The sequence below is a fragment of the Pedobacter sp. GW456-11-11-14-TSB4 genome (genome assembly GCF_059424425.1).
In genome coordinates this window covers 110352-128549 of sequence record NZ_JBWKZK010000003.1, presented here as the reverse complement: position 1 = coordinate 128549, position 18198 = coordinate 110352, and the positions used below count along the sequence as shown (strand labels likewise).

Genomic DNA, 18198 nt, shown 5'->3' with positions numbered 1-18198 from the left:
TCAATGTGGCAGTATTGGCACTTTCACATTATTTGCTAAGAAAGCATTGGTTACATTTGGCTTAATTTAATTTTACAACTTGGCACTAGTGTGTTTGCAAAAATTTTTTACAGCTAACAAAACATAGTTAATTGCAACTAATTTCTCAATTAGACAAAATTAAAGTTTTGAGCTTATGAAGCAAACTTTTATTAATTTTGGCAAACAAATACTTGTAACAAATTAACACTATTTTTATCTAATTTTTATAAAAACATCAATTAATGGATCTGAAGGATCAACTTTTTAAAGAAATATTCGATAAAAATTCTAAAAAGATTTTCCATTTATGCTATGGTTACACTGGCGATAAGGATTCTGCTAACGACCTACTGCAAGAGACCTTTTTAAAGGTTTGGCAAAATTTAGATAAGTTTAGAAACAAATCACTCATATCAACTTGGATTTATAGAATTGCTGTAAATACATGTTTAACCTATTTACGCTCGGAGAAAAGACAAGCTAAAGATGAGCTAACAGAAAATATTATTGAAACTAAGGTGGAAGAATTTTCTGAAAAAAATGAACAGGTTGCCTTATTGTACAAATCAATCTCTCTTTTAGAAGAAAATGATCGTTTAATTATCACCATGGTATTAGACGAGTTACCTTACAATGAAATAGCAGATATTTCTGGTATAAGTGAAGGAAATCTAAGAGTAAAAATTCATCGTATTAAACAAAAACTGACAGAAATATACAATCAACATGCAAGAATTTGATCAAATAGAGGCACTTTGGGCTAAGCATACGGTTGATGTTAAAATTTCTGCCGATGAAATGCTTAAGCAAGTAAAAAAAGAAGTGAATGGTATGCGTACCAAATCGCTAATGAACATTGCTGGTATGACTATCTCAATTGTAGCTATGGCCATGTTATGGCTGTTATATGATGTACAAAACTGGACAACCCATGCAGGTATTAGTATAATTATTGCCGCAATTGCAGTTTACACCATTATTCTTTATAGCCAACATCGCCTTATCGCTAAAAACGATTTTACGGCAAACCCAAATGAGTTTATCGCTAACTTAAAACAATACCAATTAGATCGTTTTGCACTGTACAATAAATTGTATTGGTTTTATGCAATAGCGCTATCATTAGGAATGATTTTCTATTTTGTAGAAATATTAGCGTATCTAGAATTATGGATGCAGGTATTAGCTATAGTTGTGAGTTTCGGATGGATGATATTCTGTTCTACGCTAGTAAGAAAAGCTGTTATTAAAAAAGACAAAGAAAGAATTGCGCTTTTAATTGAAAAATTTGAGCGAATTAGCGGACAGTTAAAATAAAATACAATTTATTGGCACGGCTTTCGTTCTGTAAATTTGAATGAAAAACATTAAATTATCCAATACATTTTTATTATCGTTGCTAGCTTGCTTATTTTTGTTTTCATTTAAAACACAGCAAGATCTTGCTCCAGAACAAGTAGATTGGGATACACACTTTCTGGCTAGACCCGATAGATCTTCTCCGTATGCAGCATTAACTGTAACGAATTGGCATTACAGCTACAATTCTAAAATAAGTGGAAACAACTTGCACATCGACTTTAAGTTTACAGGTGGAGTTGTACCTGATCAATCGTGGGTTAAATCTGAAAGAATTGCAAATAGAAAAATAAGCAGGCAGCTATTAAATCATGAGCAAGGTCATGTAAACATCAATTACTTACTTTTAAAAGAAGGTGAACAACAGGTACGTTTTCAGAGATACACCATCTCTAATTACAAAAGGCTCATACAAGCAAACGCCAATAGAGTAAGTAAATATTACAGTGAAATGCAAAGCAGATATGATGTTGAAACTAAACATGGGTCTGATTTAGAAGCTCAAGCACGCTGGGATAACTACTTACAAGAACAATTAGATAAATATCAGTAAACAGTTTATAGCATAAAATTCCAAGTTCTGTTTTACAACATCAACTGGTAACAAAATTAAGATCAGTACTTTAATTAGTTTGAGTTTATCTTTAGAAAATACTTCTCTTCAAATTAAAAATTGTTAACAATAAATTGTCAGGTACCAAAAGACAACTGCCAACTAAAAACTGAAAACTGGACTATTCTTTACCCTTAACTTCGCTCGCAGAAAAACTATTGCCGCGTAAACTGTATTGTAAAGTTTTAACCAATGTAGTTGTCTTTCCGCTATCAATCGTTACAATTGGAACGGTGCGAAAAAGATCTCCATTTTTAACATAAAATTGATCATCTCCTTTGTAGCCTTTTTTATTTTCGCTACTTAAACCCGGGAAGCTAATTTTGTTAAAACTGTTATTGGCATATTCGTAAACATTAATATCGTTTACATTTTTTCTTACCAAATATTGGATATAAACTTCAGGATCTCCATCGTTATCTAAATCCATGTTCCAAGCATCTGCAATGATACCCTCACGCTCTACCGAAATTGATTTGTAATTGTTTTTTAAAGAGTCAGACATTAAAATTAAATAGCCACCTAAGGTATCAACTCCTTTACCCCAACTTACCACTTCAAAATTAAAACCAGGCTTTATCTCTATGCTCTTATAAAATGGAAAAGGATTTTTTGATACTGCAACAACCTCTGTTTTAGTTGTTGCAACAGGCTTTTCATCACTGGTGCAAGCAAAAAGTAAACTTATTGTGGCTAATCCTAAATAAACTAATTTAAAGGCGTTATTTAATTTCATTTGATGTTATCTGTTTTATTAATCCAATTTAGAGCATTTAACTTTTTTACCCAAATTTATTTTGTCTTTATGTCTGGTGCTCCATTATTTAAAATGGTTTCGCTCACTACGCTTCTTTTTCCGCTAGGTGTTACAACAATAGTTTTAAGCACCTTTTTTTGTCCTTGCGGCACAGTTACTTTAATTGGTTTTGTATAAGTTGCAGCGTTTTCTGATGGACGATAATTATCTAAAGTATAATAAATTTTGGCTCCAGCTATTGGCACTTTCAATTCTATAGTGAAGTTATCTCCGTTCAATACTTTTTCTGGCTGATTAATTGGAACAGGCACCCAATAATTTGTAGCAGATTGATCTAACTTAGCCAAGTGCAGTGGCACTCTTTCTTCCATAAAATTCTTCAAATCTTTTTTCTCTACCGGTGTCCAAGCTATTTCTGCGAGCGAGTAAATTTTAGGAAAAATCATATACTCAACCTTGCTAGGCGTTTCCATGTATTCTGTCCAAACATTTGCCTGCACACCTACAACATATTTTTTCTGTTCTGCAGTTAAAACAGCCGGCACTGGATCATAATTATATACTTTTTGAAAATTTGAAAAACCTGATCCCAAACCACTTATGGTTAGCGGCTCATCTGGAGAAGTTGATGCTTTGTGATCAAAATACAAACCAGCAGAACCAGGTGTCATGATTACGTCGTGGTTTTGTTGTGCAGCTTCAATCCCTCCTTTTTCTCCTCTCCAACTCATCACAGTGGCATTGGGTGCTAAACCTCCTTCTAAAATTTCATCCCAACCAATTATCGATCTTCCTTTGGCATTCACATATTTTTCAATCCTTTGTATAAAATAACTTTGCAAGCCATGCTCATCTTTCAAATTATTGTCCTTAATAAATTTTTGGCAAAACTCAGATTGTCTCCAATACTCTTTCGGGCATTCATCCCCACCAATGTGAATATATTTTGATGGAAATAATGCGATCACTTCGTCTAAAACATTCTCTAAAAATTTAAAGGTGTTATCTGTTGGCACAAAAACATCATCAAAAACTCCCCAAGTTTGTTGCACTTGTTTACCTTTTCTATCGCCACTCCATGGTGCTTTTTCCCCAATCCAAGTATCTCTTTCTGGAAAAGCACTTAATTCTGGATAAGCGGCGATTGCGGCAGAAGCATGACCCGGCATTTCTATTTCAGGTACCACGTTAATGTATTTAGAAGCAGCATAGGCGATTACCTGTTTTGCTTCCTCTTGTGTATAAAAACCATCATGCGGTGTATTATCTGTGCCGCCAGTGCCAGGATAATTACCCACAATTGTACCACTTCTTTTGGCCCCTACCGAAGTTAGTTTAGGATATTTTTTAATTTCAATTCTCCAACCTTGGTCATCTGTTAAATGCCAATGAAAAGTATTGATTTTATACATCGCCAAAATGTCTATATACTTTTTGATAAAAGACAGCGGAAAGTAATGACGAGAAACATCTAAATGCATTCCGCGGTATTTAAAACGAGGATAATCGTTAATTTCTGCAGCTTGAATTGTTATTTTATCCTCCTTTTTATCTGGCATCAATTGCATTAAAGACTGCACAGCGTAAAACAAGCCAGCATCTTTACCCACAACTTTAATCTGATCTTTCGTTATTTGTATGGTATAACCTTCATTTGGTAACTTGTTTGCCCCTACCGAAGTTAAAACAATTGCTTTCTGACCGTTTGTTACCGACTTGGCTTCTCTTAAAGCAAAACCACCTTTTTTAACAATAAATGCATTTAATAAATCTGCAGTTTTAGCATTTACTGTTTCGCTGCTTATTAAAGCTACAGTTTTGTCTAGCAAAAAGGTACCGCTATTTTTTTTTACCGATACAGGTGCAGGGATAATCCCCATGTTAGCATCTGTTTGGGCAAAAGAGTTAAACGCAAATAAAGTTATCAAAAAAAGAAGGGAGATTTTTTTCATCATTGTTGTAATTTGGTATGCACAAGATAGAAAATTTAGGCTAAATGTTACTAAATCTGCTCACGTAAATATTCCGTGAGGTAATTTATGCAGCTATCGAAATTTAGAAAAGCACTGTCTGTTTTCCATAGGATAGTTCAGCCCCGTTTTTCGCTCCAATTCCCGACTGTTCCGATAAAAATCGGATCGGGAGATTTCCACTTCAACCGGGTTTAAAAACAAAAAATTGTGCTACAATTAACGATTGGACGCATAGCAACCGTAAATAGAATTACCTGCCCAAGTAATATAAACGGGATTGCAGTGAAAATTCTATTTGTACGGCACTAACTTTCACCTATTTTAATAAACCCAACCCACAAATAGATTGTAACGCAAAGCCCGATTAACATTAAAAAAAGCGTTTGTTGTTGCTTTTCTAAATTTTGTTATTCTGTGTGCCACAGACCAAGGGCTTAGTTGAAACTGCAATTTACCAAAAGTATTTCCACTTCAACCGGGTTTAAAAACAAAAAATTATGCTGCTATTAACGATTGGACGCATAGCAACCGTAAATAGAATTACCTGCCCAAGTAATATAAACGGGATTGCAGTTAAAATCCTATTTGTGCAGCACTAGCTTTCACCTATTTTAATAAACCCAGCCCACAAATAGATTGTAACGCAAAGCCCGAGTAACATTAAAAAAAGCGTTTGTTGTTGCTTTTCTAAATTTTGTTGTTCTGTGTGCCACAGACCAAGGGCTTAGCTTTTCATAGGTCAGCTCAGTCCCGTTTTGCGTTCCAATCTTTCTCTCAAATCGCAGTTGAAACTGCAATTTACTAAAAGTATTTCCACTTCAACCGGGTTTAAAAACAAAAAATTGTGCTACTATTAACGATTGGACGCATAGCAACCGTAAATAGAATTACCTGCCCAAGTAATATAAACGGGATTGCAGTGAAAATCCTATTTGTGCAGCACTAACTTTCACCGATATTACATCGGTATCATAAACTAAACCCACAAATAGATTGTAACGAAAAGCCCGAATAACATTAAAAAAAGCGATTGCTTTTGCTTTTCTAAATTTTGCTCTGTGTGCCACAGACCAAGGGCTTAGTTGAAACTGCAATTTACCAAAAGTATTTCCACTTCAAGCGGGTTTAAAAACAAAAAATTATGCTGCTATTAACGATTGGACGCATAGCAACCGTAAATAGAATTATCTGCCCAAGTAATATAAACGGGATTGCAGTGAAAATCCTATTTGTGCAGCACTAACTTTCACCGATTTTAATAAACCCAGCCCACAGATAGATTGTAACGCAAAGCCCGAGTAACATTAAAAAAAGCGTTTGTTGTTGCTTTTCTAAATTTTGTTTTTCTGTGTGCCACAGACCAAGGGCTTGTGTTTTCCTCATGGAAAGATGCTCTTATTTTATTTAAATAAAAAAGCTTCCTGAAATTAATCAGAAAGCTTCTCGAATATCAAATCCCCATTTTGGGATTGAGGGTTTTAATCGTAAGTTGAAGCCAGTACATTTGGAGTGGCATCACCTTTGGCAGCTAAATAACGCTCAGCATCTAAAGCAGCCATACAGCCAGATCCCGCAGCAGTAACTGCTTGGCGGTAATAATGATCCTGCACATCACCCGATGCAAAAACACCTTCAACATTGGTTTTTGTTGTACCTGGAATAGTTTTTAAATAACCAGTTTCATCCATATCTAGCCAACCTTTAAAAATATCGGTGTTTGGTTTGTGGCCAATTGCAACAAAGAAACCTTCAACTTCTAGAGTAGATTTCTCATTAGTTTGATTATTGATTATTTCTAAGCCAGTAACGTTTTTGCCATTTCCTAAAATCTCTACCGCTTCTGAGTTATAAATTACCTCGATATTTGGTGTAGTTAAAACGCGATGAACCATTGCTTTTGATGCTCTAAACTCATCTCTACGTACCAACATGTAAACTTTTTTGCACAATTTAGCTAAATAAGTAGCTTCTTCTGCAGCGGTATCTCCTGCTCCAACTATGGCAACGTCTTGACCTTTAAAGAAAAAGCCATCACAAACTGCACAGGCAGAAACACCAAAACCATTATATTTTTGCTCACTTGGTAAACCTAACCATTTGGCAGTTGCACCTGTTGCGATGATAACAGTGTCGGCGGTTATGGTTTTAATTTCATCAACCACAACTTTGCGAGGGAAAGAAGAAAAATCTACCGAGCTTACATAACCAAAACGAATTTGTGTACCAAAACGCTCAGCTTGTTTTCTAAAATCTTCCATCATTGCAGGGCCCATAATGCCATCTGGGTAACCTGGAAAGTTATCTACATCTGTAGTTTGAGTTAATTGACCACCCATTTCCATACCAGTATACATTACTGGTTTTAAATCGGCACGAGCCGCATAAATTGCAGCAGTGTAGCCTGCTGGGCCCGACCCTATAATTAAGCACTTTACGTGTTCTATTTCTTGTTCTTGAGACATGATTATTTTATTGTGATACAAATTTACGCTTAAACTTTAAATTGCCAAAGCTTGTGGAGAAAGATGAAATTGTGGAGATAATTCAGTTTTCAGTTGACAGTTTTCAGTTGTTAGTTTTCAGTTTGCATTTTTCAGTTTCCAGTTAGTAGTTTTCAGTTGGTAGTTTTCAGTTTATAATTTCAAATAAATAGCCTATTACTTTCGGTCTTTCCAACTTTTCAACTTCCCAACTTTCCGTCTTCCCAACTTCCCAACTTCCCAACTTCCCGTCTTTCCAACTTCCCAACTTTCCGTCTTCCCAACTTCCCGACTTTCCAAATTCCCAACTCCCCGTCTTCCCGACTACTTCCCTTTATTAGCTTTTAAAACTCTCAAAAAATTACCGCCTAAAATTTTATTGACATCTGCAGTTTTATAACCCCGTTTAATTAAAGCAGCCGTTACTTTAGGATAATCAGCAACACTATTCATTCCTCTTGGAAAAGCTTCTGCACCATCAAAATCTGCTCCTAAACCAACATGATCTACTCCAATCATTTTTACGATGTAATCTATATGATCTACAATAAGATCAATGGAAGGCTTCGTAACCTCAGCCTCTGCTGGATATTTAGCTATCAAGGTATCAATTGCATTACTCCTTCCGTATCTGGCACTTAGCGCTTTTAACTCATCATTATATTTATTTAAAAAAACTTTCTGTTTAGCACTATATGTTGAATCTAAAAAGCCAGAATAAAAATTTATAGAAATTAATCCGCCGTTTTTACCCACTGATTTAATCTGTTCATCATTTAAATTTCTGGCAACTGGATTAAGTTGATAAACACAACTGTGTGATACTAGAATTGGTTTTTTGCTTTCGTTAATGGCATCAAAAAATGTTTTCACACCAACATGCGATAAATCAACCATCACTCCCAAATCATTTAATTTATGGATTACCTTTTTGCCGAAATCGTTTAAGCCAGCTTTATCGGCTTTTACTTTACCAGAAGTTTCTTCGGCAGCAGAGCTAGACCAAGGAGTGCTATTGTTCCAAGTTAAAGTTAGATAAATCATTCCTCTTTTGGCCAATTCTTCGAGCTTATCCAAACTATTCTCAATCATATGACCGCCTTCAACACCAATCATAGCTGCCATTTTACGCTCAGCAACTGCTTTTTGTAATTCATCCGCATTGCGAACTAAAATAATATGAGAAGGATATCTTTTGATTAAGCTATATAAAGAATCTATTTGTTGATTAGCAACACCAAAACCACCAGTTTCGTCACTCCAAATAGAAAATACCTGTACATCTAAACCGCCTTGTTTGGCTCTAACCAAATCGAAGTTTCCGGTAGGTTGTAGTTTACCAATATCAATACCAGATTTAATTTGATTGAAAAGAATATCACCATGTGTATCAACCAAGATTGCCTTTTCATGGATTATATTAGGTTCTTGAGCATGAGCATATACTGTGCATAACGAAATTATTAAAACACCAATAAATCTTTTCATCAATTGTTTCTATTTTGAATTGTACTTTTAATTTGTTTATTTTTTTTAATCTTTTCCCTTGATACCAGCACGCCCATCTTCCATATTTCTTTAATTTTATCTTTGGCATATATCCACTCACCATCCTTTTCTCCAGTTACATAATTACCAGAAACTATTTCTTGCCCATACTTATCATAAGTAATAAACTTACCATGCAACTTACCATCAACAAACTCCTGACTATTAAATACATTACCATCTGGAAAATAAAGTAACCATTTACCTTGTTCGCTACCATTTACAAAATTACCTTCTTGAGCAACAAACCTTGTTTTACCTTTAATTGAGAAACTATGTTTATAGATATAATTAAATTCGTTAACATCACTATAAAAAGTAAATTTACCGTGAGGAACAGCTAATGTTTCATCAGAAAAAGATCCAGTTTGTAATAGGTTGTCATATAAATCGTACCTTTTAAAGGTATAAATATTACCTGTGCTTAATTTGCCGTATACTGCATAAGAAGTTGCTTTATCTTTGTCTTGAGTAACTTGATTGCCATAAAAATAAATTGGCGCAACCTGAGCATTTGATGCGCAATACGATAAAATACCAAAAAGTAAGACAAAAATTTTTTTCATTCAATTTCAGGTTTGTATAATACCCACATTAAAAGCCTTTTTAATAGGCGATTGGTTTGCTGCTTCAATACCCATAGAAATTACTTTACGTGTTTCTAAAGGATCGATTACCCCATCTACCCACAAACGTGATGCCGCATAATATGATGTAGTTTGATTATTATACCGATCTGTTATCGTTTTTAGCAAATCAGCTTCTTTCTCGGGTGTAATAGTCTCTCCTTTAGCTTTTAATGAGGCCTCCTCCATTTGTAAAATTACCTTTGCAGCTTGCGCACCACCCATAACAGCAATTTTTGCAGTTGGCCAAGCATAAATTAAACGTGGATCGTATGCTTTTCCGCACATTGCATAATTACCTGCGCCATACGAATTACCAATAACGATAGTGAATTTTGGAACAACAGAATTGGCAACCGCATTTACCATTTTAGCTCCGTCTTTAATAATGCCGCCTTGCTCTGATCTGCTACCAACCATAAAGCCCGTTACATCTTGCAAAAAAACCAAAGGGATTTTCTTTTGGTTGCAATTCATGATGAAACGACTAGCTTTATCTGCACTATCAGAATAGATAACCCCGCCAAATTGCATTTCGCCTTTTTTAGATTTCACTACATTGCGTTGATTGGCAACAATACCAACTGCCCAGCCATCAATACGAGCCAAACCACAAATAATACTTTGTCCGAAGAGTTTTTTGTATTCTTCAAATTCAGAATTATCAACCAAACGCTCAATGATATCTCTCATTTCGTATGGTTTTTCTCTATTTTCTGGCAAAATGCCATATAATTCTTGCTGGTTAAGTTTTGGCATGACCGCTTTAATGCGATCAAAACCTGCATTTTCAGGTGCACCTAACATGCTCATTATTTTTTTAATGCTATCTAAACATGCTTCATCATTTGGATGTTTATAATCTGTAACTCCAGAAATTTCGCAATGGGTAGTTGCTCCACCCAAACTTTCGTTATCAATATCTTCGCCTATGGCCGATTTAACTAAGTAAGATCCTGCTAAAAAAACTGACCCAGTGCCTTCAACTATCATTGCCTCATCACTCATAATTGGCAAATAGGCACCACCAGCAACGCAAGAACCCATAATTGCAGCTATTTGAACAATGCCGTCGGCACTCATCATGGCATTGTTTCTAAACATTCTGCCAAAGTGTTCCTTATCAGGAAAAATTTCATCCTGCATAGGCAAATAAACGCCTGCACTATCCACCAAGTAAATTACCGGCAATCTATTTTCCATGGCAATTTCTTGTGCTCTTAAATTTTTCTTCGCCGTCATCGGGAACCAAGCGCCAGCTTTTACAGTTGCGTCATTAGCTACAATTAAACATTGTCTGCCACTTACATAGCCAATTCCTGTCACTACGCCTGCACTTGGGCAACCGCCCTGTTCAGCATACATTCCATCTGCTGCAAAAGCACCTAACTCTAAAAATTCACTACCTTCATCAGTTAAGTAAGCTATTCTTTCTCTGGCTAAAAGTTTCCCTTTATCTTTTTGCTTAGCAGCATTTTTCTCTCCTCCACCTGCATATATCTTTTTCAACCTAGTTTTAAGCTCGTAAACCAGTTGTTTATTCACATCTTCATTTTTGTTAAATTCTATATTCATTTCGATATTTGGCTAGATCAGCATTTATCATTTTAATGCTTTGGGGCAAGTTAGTTGTTAAAATTAATAAACTAAAACCTGTTTTGGTATTTAGTAGCTTGTTAATTTTTAAAATTTATGTAATTCTTATAACTAAAAATACAATTGAGTTTGAGCCTTAACAACAAAAGAAAACAACGGCCGTTTAATGATTAATGAAATACCTTCTCATTTTATCTTTATGCTTAACTCAAATTTCTAAAGCTCAGGTTTTTGCATATCCTATATTAAATAAACAAGTTAAGTCTATAGAACAAATTGCAACCTCACAATGGAAAGCAATAGATACGGCTTATGGCGATTTGAACAACGATAAATTAGATGATTTAGCCATTATTTTAGAATTTAACTTACCAATAGCCGAGCATAGGGCTTATGGAGATAATGAAACCGATTTGATTAAAGAGTTTCAGCGACCAAGAGTTTTGGTAATCTATTTTAAAAATGCACAAAGTGGAAAATATAATCTGGTTACTCAAAACAATAACTTTATCTTAAGAGCTAATGAAGGAGGTTCATTAGGAGATCCGCTTAAAAAAATCACTATTGCTAACAATAGATTAATGTTAAAATTTGAAGGCGGAGCCGATTGGCGTTGGATTTTAAATTATGAATTTAAGTATACAAACAAAGATTGGAACTTAGTAAAAGCTAACAATATTTATTACAATGCTTTTACAGGCGAAATGACCAACAATCAATACAATTTTGCAGAACGTAAAAAAAGATTAATATCAGGTAACCTAGCTAATCAAGATGGAAACAACTTAATTGATGAAGAAGCGCTAATTTTTACTAATTATAAAACATTTACCACATTTAAAAAGCCGTGGACATGGCAAATAAGCGAGGGCAATTTCCTATAATTAATAATTTAAACAAACTTTAACTTTTGATTCAAAGATTACTGCTTAATAATTGATATTTTTGATTAAATAATCATTCCTTATGACATTAAGCATAAATACGCCTGCATTACTTTTCCCTGCAATTAGTTTAATTATGTTAGCCTACACCAACCGATTTTTATCGTTGGCAACTTTGGTTAGAAACCTTCATTCAAAATATTTAAATGATGACAAAAACAGCATCATTATTCCTCAACAAATCAAAAACTTAAGAACAAGATTAAAATTAATTAAGAACATGCAAGCCTTTGGCGTATTGAGCTTTATATCTTGTATTGTGTGTATGTATTTCATTTACATTGGCCAAGAGTTTACTGGAGAGATTTTCTTTGCCTTAAGCTTAGTTCTTTTTACAGCATCCTTATTTATGTCGCTTATAGAAATACAAATAAGCACAAAAGCTTTAGAACTGGAATTGAGCGATATGGAATTGAATGATCCTTCTTTAGTATCTTATATTAAAAAGAAGTTTGATAAATAATTTGAGATTTGAGTATTGAGATGTGAGACCATGAAAACTTTTCATTTTTTAAAACCTTTCAACTTCCGATACTTGCTTAAACTAAATTCCGATCTCTAAACCAAACTTCATCTGGCGCAGCTTTAAAGTTTTGCATTTTTTCTATTAAAACCTTTGCATCAGTCTCATTAAAAACTAAATCTCTATTGGTTTGCTTTAAAAAGCGATGTTCAACCATCATATCCATCTGTTTAAAGAGCGGATCATAAAAACCACCAACATTTAAAACCCCTATTGGTTTACCATGCAAACCTAGTTGCAACCACGTCAACACTTCAAATAATTCTTCGAGAGTACCAAAACCACCGGGTAAAATGACAAAGCCATCAGCTAAATCGGCCATTTTTTGTTTACGATGATGCATGTTTTCAGTAATGATCATCTCCGTTAAACCTTTATGTCCAACTTCCTTATCCATTAAAAACTGAGGAATAACGCCGAAAGCTTTACCCCCACGCTTTAAAATTTCATCGGCAATAACTCCCATTACACCAACACTTCCTCCACCAAAAACTAGCGTAATTTCTTGCGTTGCCATATTTTCTGCTAAGTCTTCTATAGCTTTTCTTAAAACAGGATCTCCATTAAAGTTAGAACCGCAGTATACACAAAGTGATTTCATTGTATTTAGATTAAACTCAAAAGTAGTGATTTAGTTCATTGGTTCAATACCTCATCGGTTTATTTAATAGGGTATAACATGGGTCATTTTAACCTAAAAAACTTTGACAAACCAACAGCTGTAAGCCTAAAGATTTGTCAAAGTGGTACTCACAAATGAACAAATGAAACTAATGAACTTTTAAAATGTAAACTTAAACTTTGACAAACCGATAGCTGTAAGCCTAAAGGTTTGTCAACATGATACTCACAAATAAACCAATGAACAAATGACACTAATGAACTGATGCACTAATGCACTTTTAAAATGTAAACCTCAAAGTTGCTCCGTAAGTTCTCGGATCACCTAGCACACCAGCGTACAAACCTGCGTTACCAGCTGCTGCCTGTAATTGTTCAAAGTAGTTTGTTGCTGTTAAGTTTCTGCCCCATACAAAAATCGAGAATTTTTCTGATTTAAAACCTAGTCGTCCATTTAATAAAGCATAACCATCAACATTTAAAACACTTGATGGTGTGGCGTTTGAAGAATATCCAGAACGATAAGAAGCATCTGCTGCTATAAAATATCTTCCAATTTTTGTTGCCAAGTTGCCAGCTGTACTTAATTCAGAACCTCCAGAAATATTCCATTTAGAAATACCTGGCAATCTACCACCAGAGGCATCTATAAAGGCAACCTGCGTTGATACACCATTAACCACCTGCGTAAAACCAGTTTCTTCTAAAGGCAAAGGTGCATTAGTAAATTTAACATATTTACCATCAAGATAAGCCACCGCAGCATTAACAGTCAGAAATCTCTTTAACTGTAAACTTCCATCTATTTCAAAACCTTTAACATTTACTTGCTCAGCATTGGCTAAATAACCTCTATTTACCCCCAATTGTGGCGATTGTACATTGGTTTGATAGTCATCAATATCTGTGTTAAAAGCAGAAACATTTACGATTAAACCTTTAATTGGTTTTGTTTTTACACCTAGCTCATAGTGCTTTACATATTCTGGTTTAATTACCGCCAAGCTTAAATCTGCCTGCCCATTTGATGTTGTTGGTAAACCGCCCACATTTACACCAACTGGTTTATAAGCTGTAGAAAAAGTTCCGTAGGCATTTAAATTAGGGTTTGGCCTGTAAGCCAAGGTGATATTACCCGATAAATTGTTATTATCTGTACTGGTAAAAAAATGCTGGTTACTGTAAACAGCAGCTTTTAAGGCTAACAATGCCTGATCAGTTGTTTGTAAACCACCGTAAGTAACTCGATTATAGTCTACATTTTTTTTGTCATAATTATATCTCAAGCCTGGCAATACATGTAAATGATCTAAAAACTCCCAATCCGCTTGTGCAAAAACCGCAGTACTTAATGATTTTATGGTAGAGTTAGTAGTAATACCAAAGCCATCCAACAAGCCTGGTGTAGCATATAGTGCTTGAGCTCCAGTATTACTTGTTTGTACAAATCTCCATTGGTCTTTCCCTACTTCTTCTGTTTGACCTAGGCCTTGTAAATTTTGCCCAAGTGCAAACACACCAAACACAGCACTTAACTTTTCAGTTATATTACCAGAATATCTAAATTCTTGTGAATATTGATCATGGCCACTATTTCCTTGCGATTTGGTAAGGGCTGATAATTCAGAAAAATCTCTATCATTGGTTGGGTCCCAATTCCAAAACCTCCATGCTGTAGTAGAAGTTAGGGTACCATTACCTAGCTTGTAATCAACATTTACAGATAAACCACCAATCGACTGATTATGTCTCCAAGGCGTATTTGTATTGATCTCTCTAGAAAATGGGTCGATTTTAGGTTGCTGATAACCTAAATCTGAAATGATTTGGGCATACTGACGAAAAGCACTTCTTTTTGTTGTGGTAACACCAGCAATTACCAAAGGATAACCTGCCGGATGTTGAATGCTTACATCGCCACTTAGCAAAACCTGAAGTTTGTCTGTTGGCGTAAAATACAATTGACCTTTTAAACCAAGATTATTTTGACCGCTGTATTTCCTTTCTTCCCTGGTATTCCAAATGGTACCGTCTCTTTGCGTACCCGAAATAGACAATTTAGCGGCTAAGTTTTTTGCCAAGCCTCCAGAAACTGATGCTTTAGCTTGAATAAAATTGTAATTACCGACGCTTATTTCTGCCTTCGCAGTTGGTGTTTGCGTTGGCTTGGTAGTAGTAATGTTAAATGCACCCGCTGTAGTATTTTTTCCAAATAACGTACCCTGTGGACCGCGAATAACTTCAATTTGTTCGATATCTAGAAAATCTGTAGAGGTAGCAGCTGGGCGAGCATGATAAACACCATCTACATAAAAACCAACACCAGGATCAATACCATCATTTGTTAAACCAAAAGTTGATCCTAATCCTCTAATATTGAGCGTAGTATTTCTAGCATTTGATGAATAAAGTTGAACCGAGGGAACAAGTTCTTTTAAACGATTTACATTAAAAGCACCAGCATTTTCTGCAGCCTGCCCACCAATAACTGTTATTGCTAAAGGTACATCTTGCAATACCTCAGCCCTTCTTCTTGATGTTACTACGATTTGATCTAGCAAAGCATCTTCAACCAAAACCAATTCAATAGGAGTTTCCTGAAATTTTAAAATTTGAAAATCTTGTGGCTTGTAACCAACTGAACTCACCTGAAGATAAAAAGGAAATGCCTGAGCAGTATTTATAGTAAACTTGCCAGATGTATCAGCCCTAACTGTGAGATTTGTTCCTCTAATCTTTACCGATGCAAAAGGAACTGCAGTTCCATCATTACTTTTAACAACTCCATTAATAATGTTTTGGGCGAACACAGATTTTGTAGCGCATAATATTAAGAGTAGTACTAAAAGGGATAAATAATTGTGTTTCATTATAACTTAATAAAATAAAAATGAATGTTAATTTAAATAATCTACTAATTCTATAGGATATATAGACAAATGTAAATCATAATTTTAATTCACCAAATTTTATTTGGAAATAAATGATTAAAATTTTTACAGACAGAATAAAATATCAAGCAAGATGGTTGAGCTTTCCATAAAAAACTTTGATTTGATAGAATAGAAAAGCAAGTTTAGTAGAGCAGATAAATGGTAGTCGGGCTTTTGCTGCAATCTTTTTTAATATGCTACGACAGGTAACCGATAAAAATCGGCCCACGTCAGCCTTACTTTAAAAAAGGATTTACGCTCCAATCCCGTTTAGAGAAGTTGCGGCTGTACTTCTATTGGCGTTGCTTTGAGCAATACCTAAATAATAGCACAATTTTTTGTGAACTAAACCCGATAGCAGTGTAAATATTTTTTGATCTCCGATAATAGTCGACCCATAAATATTTGCAATGTTGCCTAAATTCATCGAATGACTTAACATAAAGCACAAAAATATTGAAACGAAAAGCGGGGCTATCATAACCGATGCCCCGCTGTATTTGATTTACAATTCTATATCTTTCGGACTTGCCGACTTCTCCAACATTTCTGACTATCTAGTATAATTAGGCGCTTCTTTTGTAATTGTAATATCGTGAGGATGACTTTCTCTCATACCTGCAGCTGTGATTTGTACAAATTGTGCTTCCTGCAATTTTTCTATAGTTGCCGCTCCGCAGTAACCCATACTTGCACGTAAACCACCTATGTATTGGTACATAACCTCGGCCAAAGTGCCTTTAAATGGAACTCTTCCTACAATACCTTCTGGAACTAATTTTTTAATATCATCCTCAACATCTTGGAAATAACGGTCTTTAGAACCTTGCTCCATCGCTTCGATAGAGCCCATGCCACGATATGATTTAAACTTACGACCTTCATAAATAATGGTTTCGCCTGGGCTTTCTTCTACACCAGCAAATAATGAGCCTGCCATAACTGTGCTTGCGCCAGATGCAATCGCTTTTGCAATGTCGCCAGTGTGTTTAATTCCTCCATCGGCAATAACTGGTACACCTGTACCTTTTAATGCTTTAGCACATTCGAAAACCGCATACAATTGGGGCACACCAACACCAGCAATAATCCTTGTAGTACAAATAGAACCCGGTCCGATACCTACTTTTACCGCATCAGCACCTGCATCTGCTAAAAATTTGGCAGCCGCACCAGTTGCAATATTACCAACAATAACCTGTAAATCAGGATATTTGGCTTTAACTTCTTTTAATTTATCAACTACACCTTTTGAGTGTCCGTGAGCGGTATCAATGGTAATTACATCAACACCAGCATTAACCAATGCATCAACTCTTTGTAAGGTATCTGCAGTTACGCCAACCGCTGCACCTACACGTAATCTTCCACGTTCGTCTTTACAAGCAATTGGATAATTTTTAACTTTAGAAATATCTTTAAAAGTGATTAAACCGCTTAAAAAGCCATTTTGATCAACTACTGGAAGTTTTTCAATTTTATAGTTTTGAAGAATTTCTTCTGCTTGAACCAAATTGGTACCTTCTGGAGCAGTGATTAAATTCTCTTTTGTCATTACTTCGGCAATTGGTCTTGCCATGTTTTTTTGAAAACGTAAATCGCGATTGGTAATAATGCCAACCAATTTATTATCAGCACTTACTACAGGTATGCCTCCTATTCTGTGCTCTTTCATAATTTTAAAGGCATCGGCAACAACTGCAGTTTCTAATAAAGTAACTGGATCTTGGATCATGCCACTTTCAGAACGTTTTACTTTACGAACTTCCTCAGCCTGTCTGTCAATCGTCATATTCTTATGCAACATTCCAATACCACCATTTTGAGCGATGGCAATAGCCAATTCTGCTTCGGTTACGGTATCCATTGCAGCAGAAATTAGAGGTACATTAAGTTTTATTTTTTTGGTTAAAAATGTGGTTGTATTCACATCACGAGGCAAAATCTCAGAATATGCAGGTACTAACAATACGTCATCGTATGTTAAACCAGTAGCAATAAATTTGTTGGGATCGAGTTGCATAGCAAATAAATTAGGAGTTATTATTTGCCGGGCAAAGATACAAAATATTTAATCATTTTTAAAATAAAGTATAAGCTTAACAATTTTAGTCTTAAACATTTTTAGGGGATAGCATGTATCCAATTTTAACAAACACAGATAAAATATATACTAAAAATTATTTTTTTTAATAGAATAGATT

The 18198-nt window shown here is 35.1% G+C and carries 14 protein-coding genes; 5 read left to right on the top strand and 9 right to left on the bottom strand.

What is annotated here, in order from left to right:
- Positions 1-263 precede the first annotated feature (263 nt).
- From AC07XU_RS12260 to AC07XU_RS12250, 3 genes are read left to right on the top strand one after another with little or no spacing between them, the layout of a single operon-like run.
- The gene (locus AC07XU_RS12260; protein WP_494943921.1) at positions 264-761 is read left to right on the top strand and encodes an RNA polymerase sigma factor; all 498 of its coding nucleotides are present in this window, start codon (positions 264-266) and stop codon (positions 759-761) included.
- Positions 748-1338, top strand: coding sequence for a hypothetical protein (locus AC07XU_RS12255; protein WP_494943920.1), 591 nt, complete (start codon positions 748-750; stop codon positions 1336-1338). The genes AC07XU_RS12260 and AC07XU_RS12255 overlap by 14 nt, the downstream gene beginning before the upstream one ends.
- 40 nt (positions 1339-1378) lie before the next feature.
- Positions 1379-1933, top strand: a complete 555-nt coding sequence (locus AC07XU_RS12250) for a DUF922 domain-containing protein (RefSeq protein ID WP_494943919.1) — start codon at positions 1379-1381, stop codon at positions 1931-1933.
- Positions 1934-2114: 181 nt separating this feature from the next.
- Here AC07XU_RS12250 and AC07XU_RS12245 read toward each other — a convergent pair whose 3' ends face one another.
- The 6 genes from AC07XU_RS12245 to AC07XU_RS12220 form a co-directional block, all read right to left on the bottom strand.
- Positions 2115-2729: a hypothetical protein gene (locus AC07XU_RS12245; RefSeq protein WP_494943918.1), complete on the bottom strand. Its 615-nt coding sequence runs from the start codon at positions 2727-2729 to the stop codon at positions 2115-2117.
- A gap of 56 nt (positions 2730-2785) precedes the next feature.
- Positions 2786-4705 (bottom strand): beta-N-acetylhexosaminidase, encoded by a 1920-nt coding sequence (locus tag AC07XU_RS12240; protein WP_494943917.1) that lies wholly within the window; start codon positions 4703-4705, stop codon positions 2786-2788.
- 1496 nt (positions 4706-6201) lie between these two features.
- On the bottom strand, positions 6202-7185 hold the full coding sequence (gene trxB, locus AC07XU_RS12235) for a thioredoxin-disulfide reductase (protein ID WP_494943916.1): 984 nt from the start codon (positions 7183-7185) through the stop codon (positions 6202-6204).
- Positions 7186-7527: 342 nt separating this feature from the next.
- The gene (locus AC07XU_RS12230; protein WP_494943915.1) at positions 7528-8691 is read right to left on the bottom strand and encodes a dipeptidase; all 1164 of its coding nucleotides are present in this window, start codon (positions 8689-8691) and stop codon (positions 7528-7530) included.
- The gene (locus AC07XU_RS12225) at positions 8691-9317 is read right to left on the bottom strand and encodes a toxin-antitoxin system YwqK family antitoxin (RefSeq protein ID WP_494943914.1); all 627 of its coding nucleotides are present in this window, start codon (positions 9315-9317) and stop codon (positions 8691-8693) included. Before AC07XU_RS12225 ends, AC07XU_RS12230 begins: the two co-directional genes overlap by 1 nt.
- A 6-nt stretch (positions 9318-9323) precedes the next feature.
- Positions 9324-10952, bottom strand: coding sequence for an acyl-CoA carboxylase subunit beta (locus AC07XU_RS12220; RefSeq protein ID WP_494943913.1), 1629 nt, complete (start codon positions 10950-10952; stop codon positions 9324-9326).
- Between the two features lie 194 nt (positions 10953-11146).
- Here AC07XU_RS12220 and AC07XU_RS12215 point away from each other — a divergent pair, with 194 nt between their 5' ends.
- The gene (locus AC07XU_RS12215) at positions 11147-11857 is read left to right on the top strand and encodes a hypothetical protein (protein ID WP_494943912.1); all 711 of its coding nucleotides are present in this window, start codon (positions 11147-11149) and stop codon (positions 11855-11857) included.
- A gap of 82 nt (positions 11858-11939) precedes the next feature.
- Positions 11940-12380 carry a DUF2721 domain-containing protein gene (locus AC07XU_RS12210; RefSeq protein ID WP_494943911.1) on the top strand — a complete coding sequence of 147 codons (441 nt, stop codon included), beginning with the start codon at positions 11940-11942 and terminating at the stop codon, positions 12378-12380.
- 76 nt (positions 12381-12456) lie between these two features.
- Here AC07XU_RS12210 and AC07XU_RS12205 read toward each other — a convergent pair whose 3' ends face one another.
- The 3 genes from AC07XU_RS12205 to guaB all read right to left on the bottom strand — a co-directional run bounded on the left by AC07XU_RS12205 (position 12457) and on the right by guaB (position 18017).
- A complete protein-coding gene (locus AC07XU_RS12205) occupies positions 12457-13041 on the bottom strand; it encodes an LOG family protein (protein ID WP_494943910.1) in 585 nt (194 codons plus the stop codon).
- 301 nt (positions 13042-13342) lie between these two features.
- Positions 13343-15931 (bottom strand): TonB-dependent receptor, encoded by a 2589-nt coding sequence (locus tag AC07XU_RS12200; protein WP_494943909.1) that lies wholly within the window; start codon positions 15929-15931, stop codon positions 13343-13345.
- A 616-nt stretch (positions 15932-16547) separates the two neighbouring features.
- A complete protein-coding gene (guaB, locus tag AC07XU_RS12195) occupies positions 16548-18017 on the bottom strand; it encodes an IMP dehydrogenase (protein WP_494943908.1) in 1470 nt (489 codons plus the stop codon).
- Positions 18018-18198 lie beyond the last annotated feature (181 nt).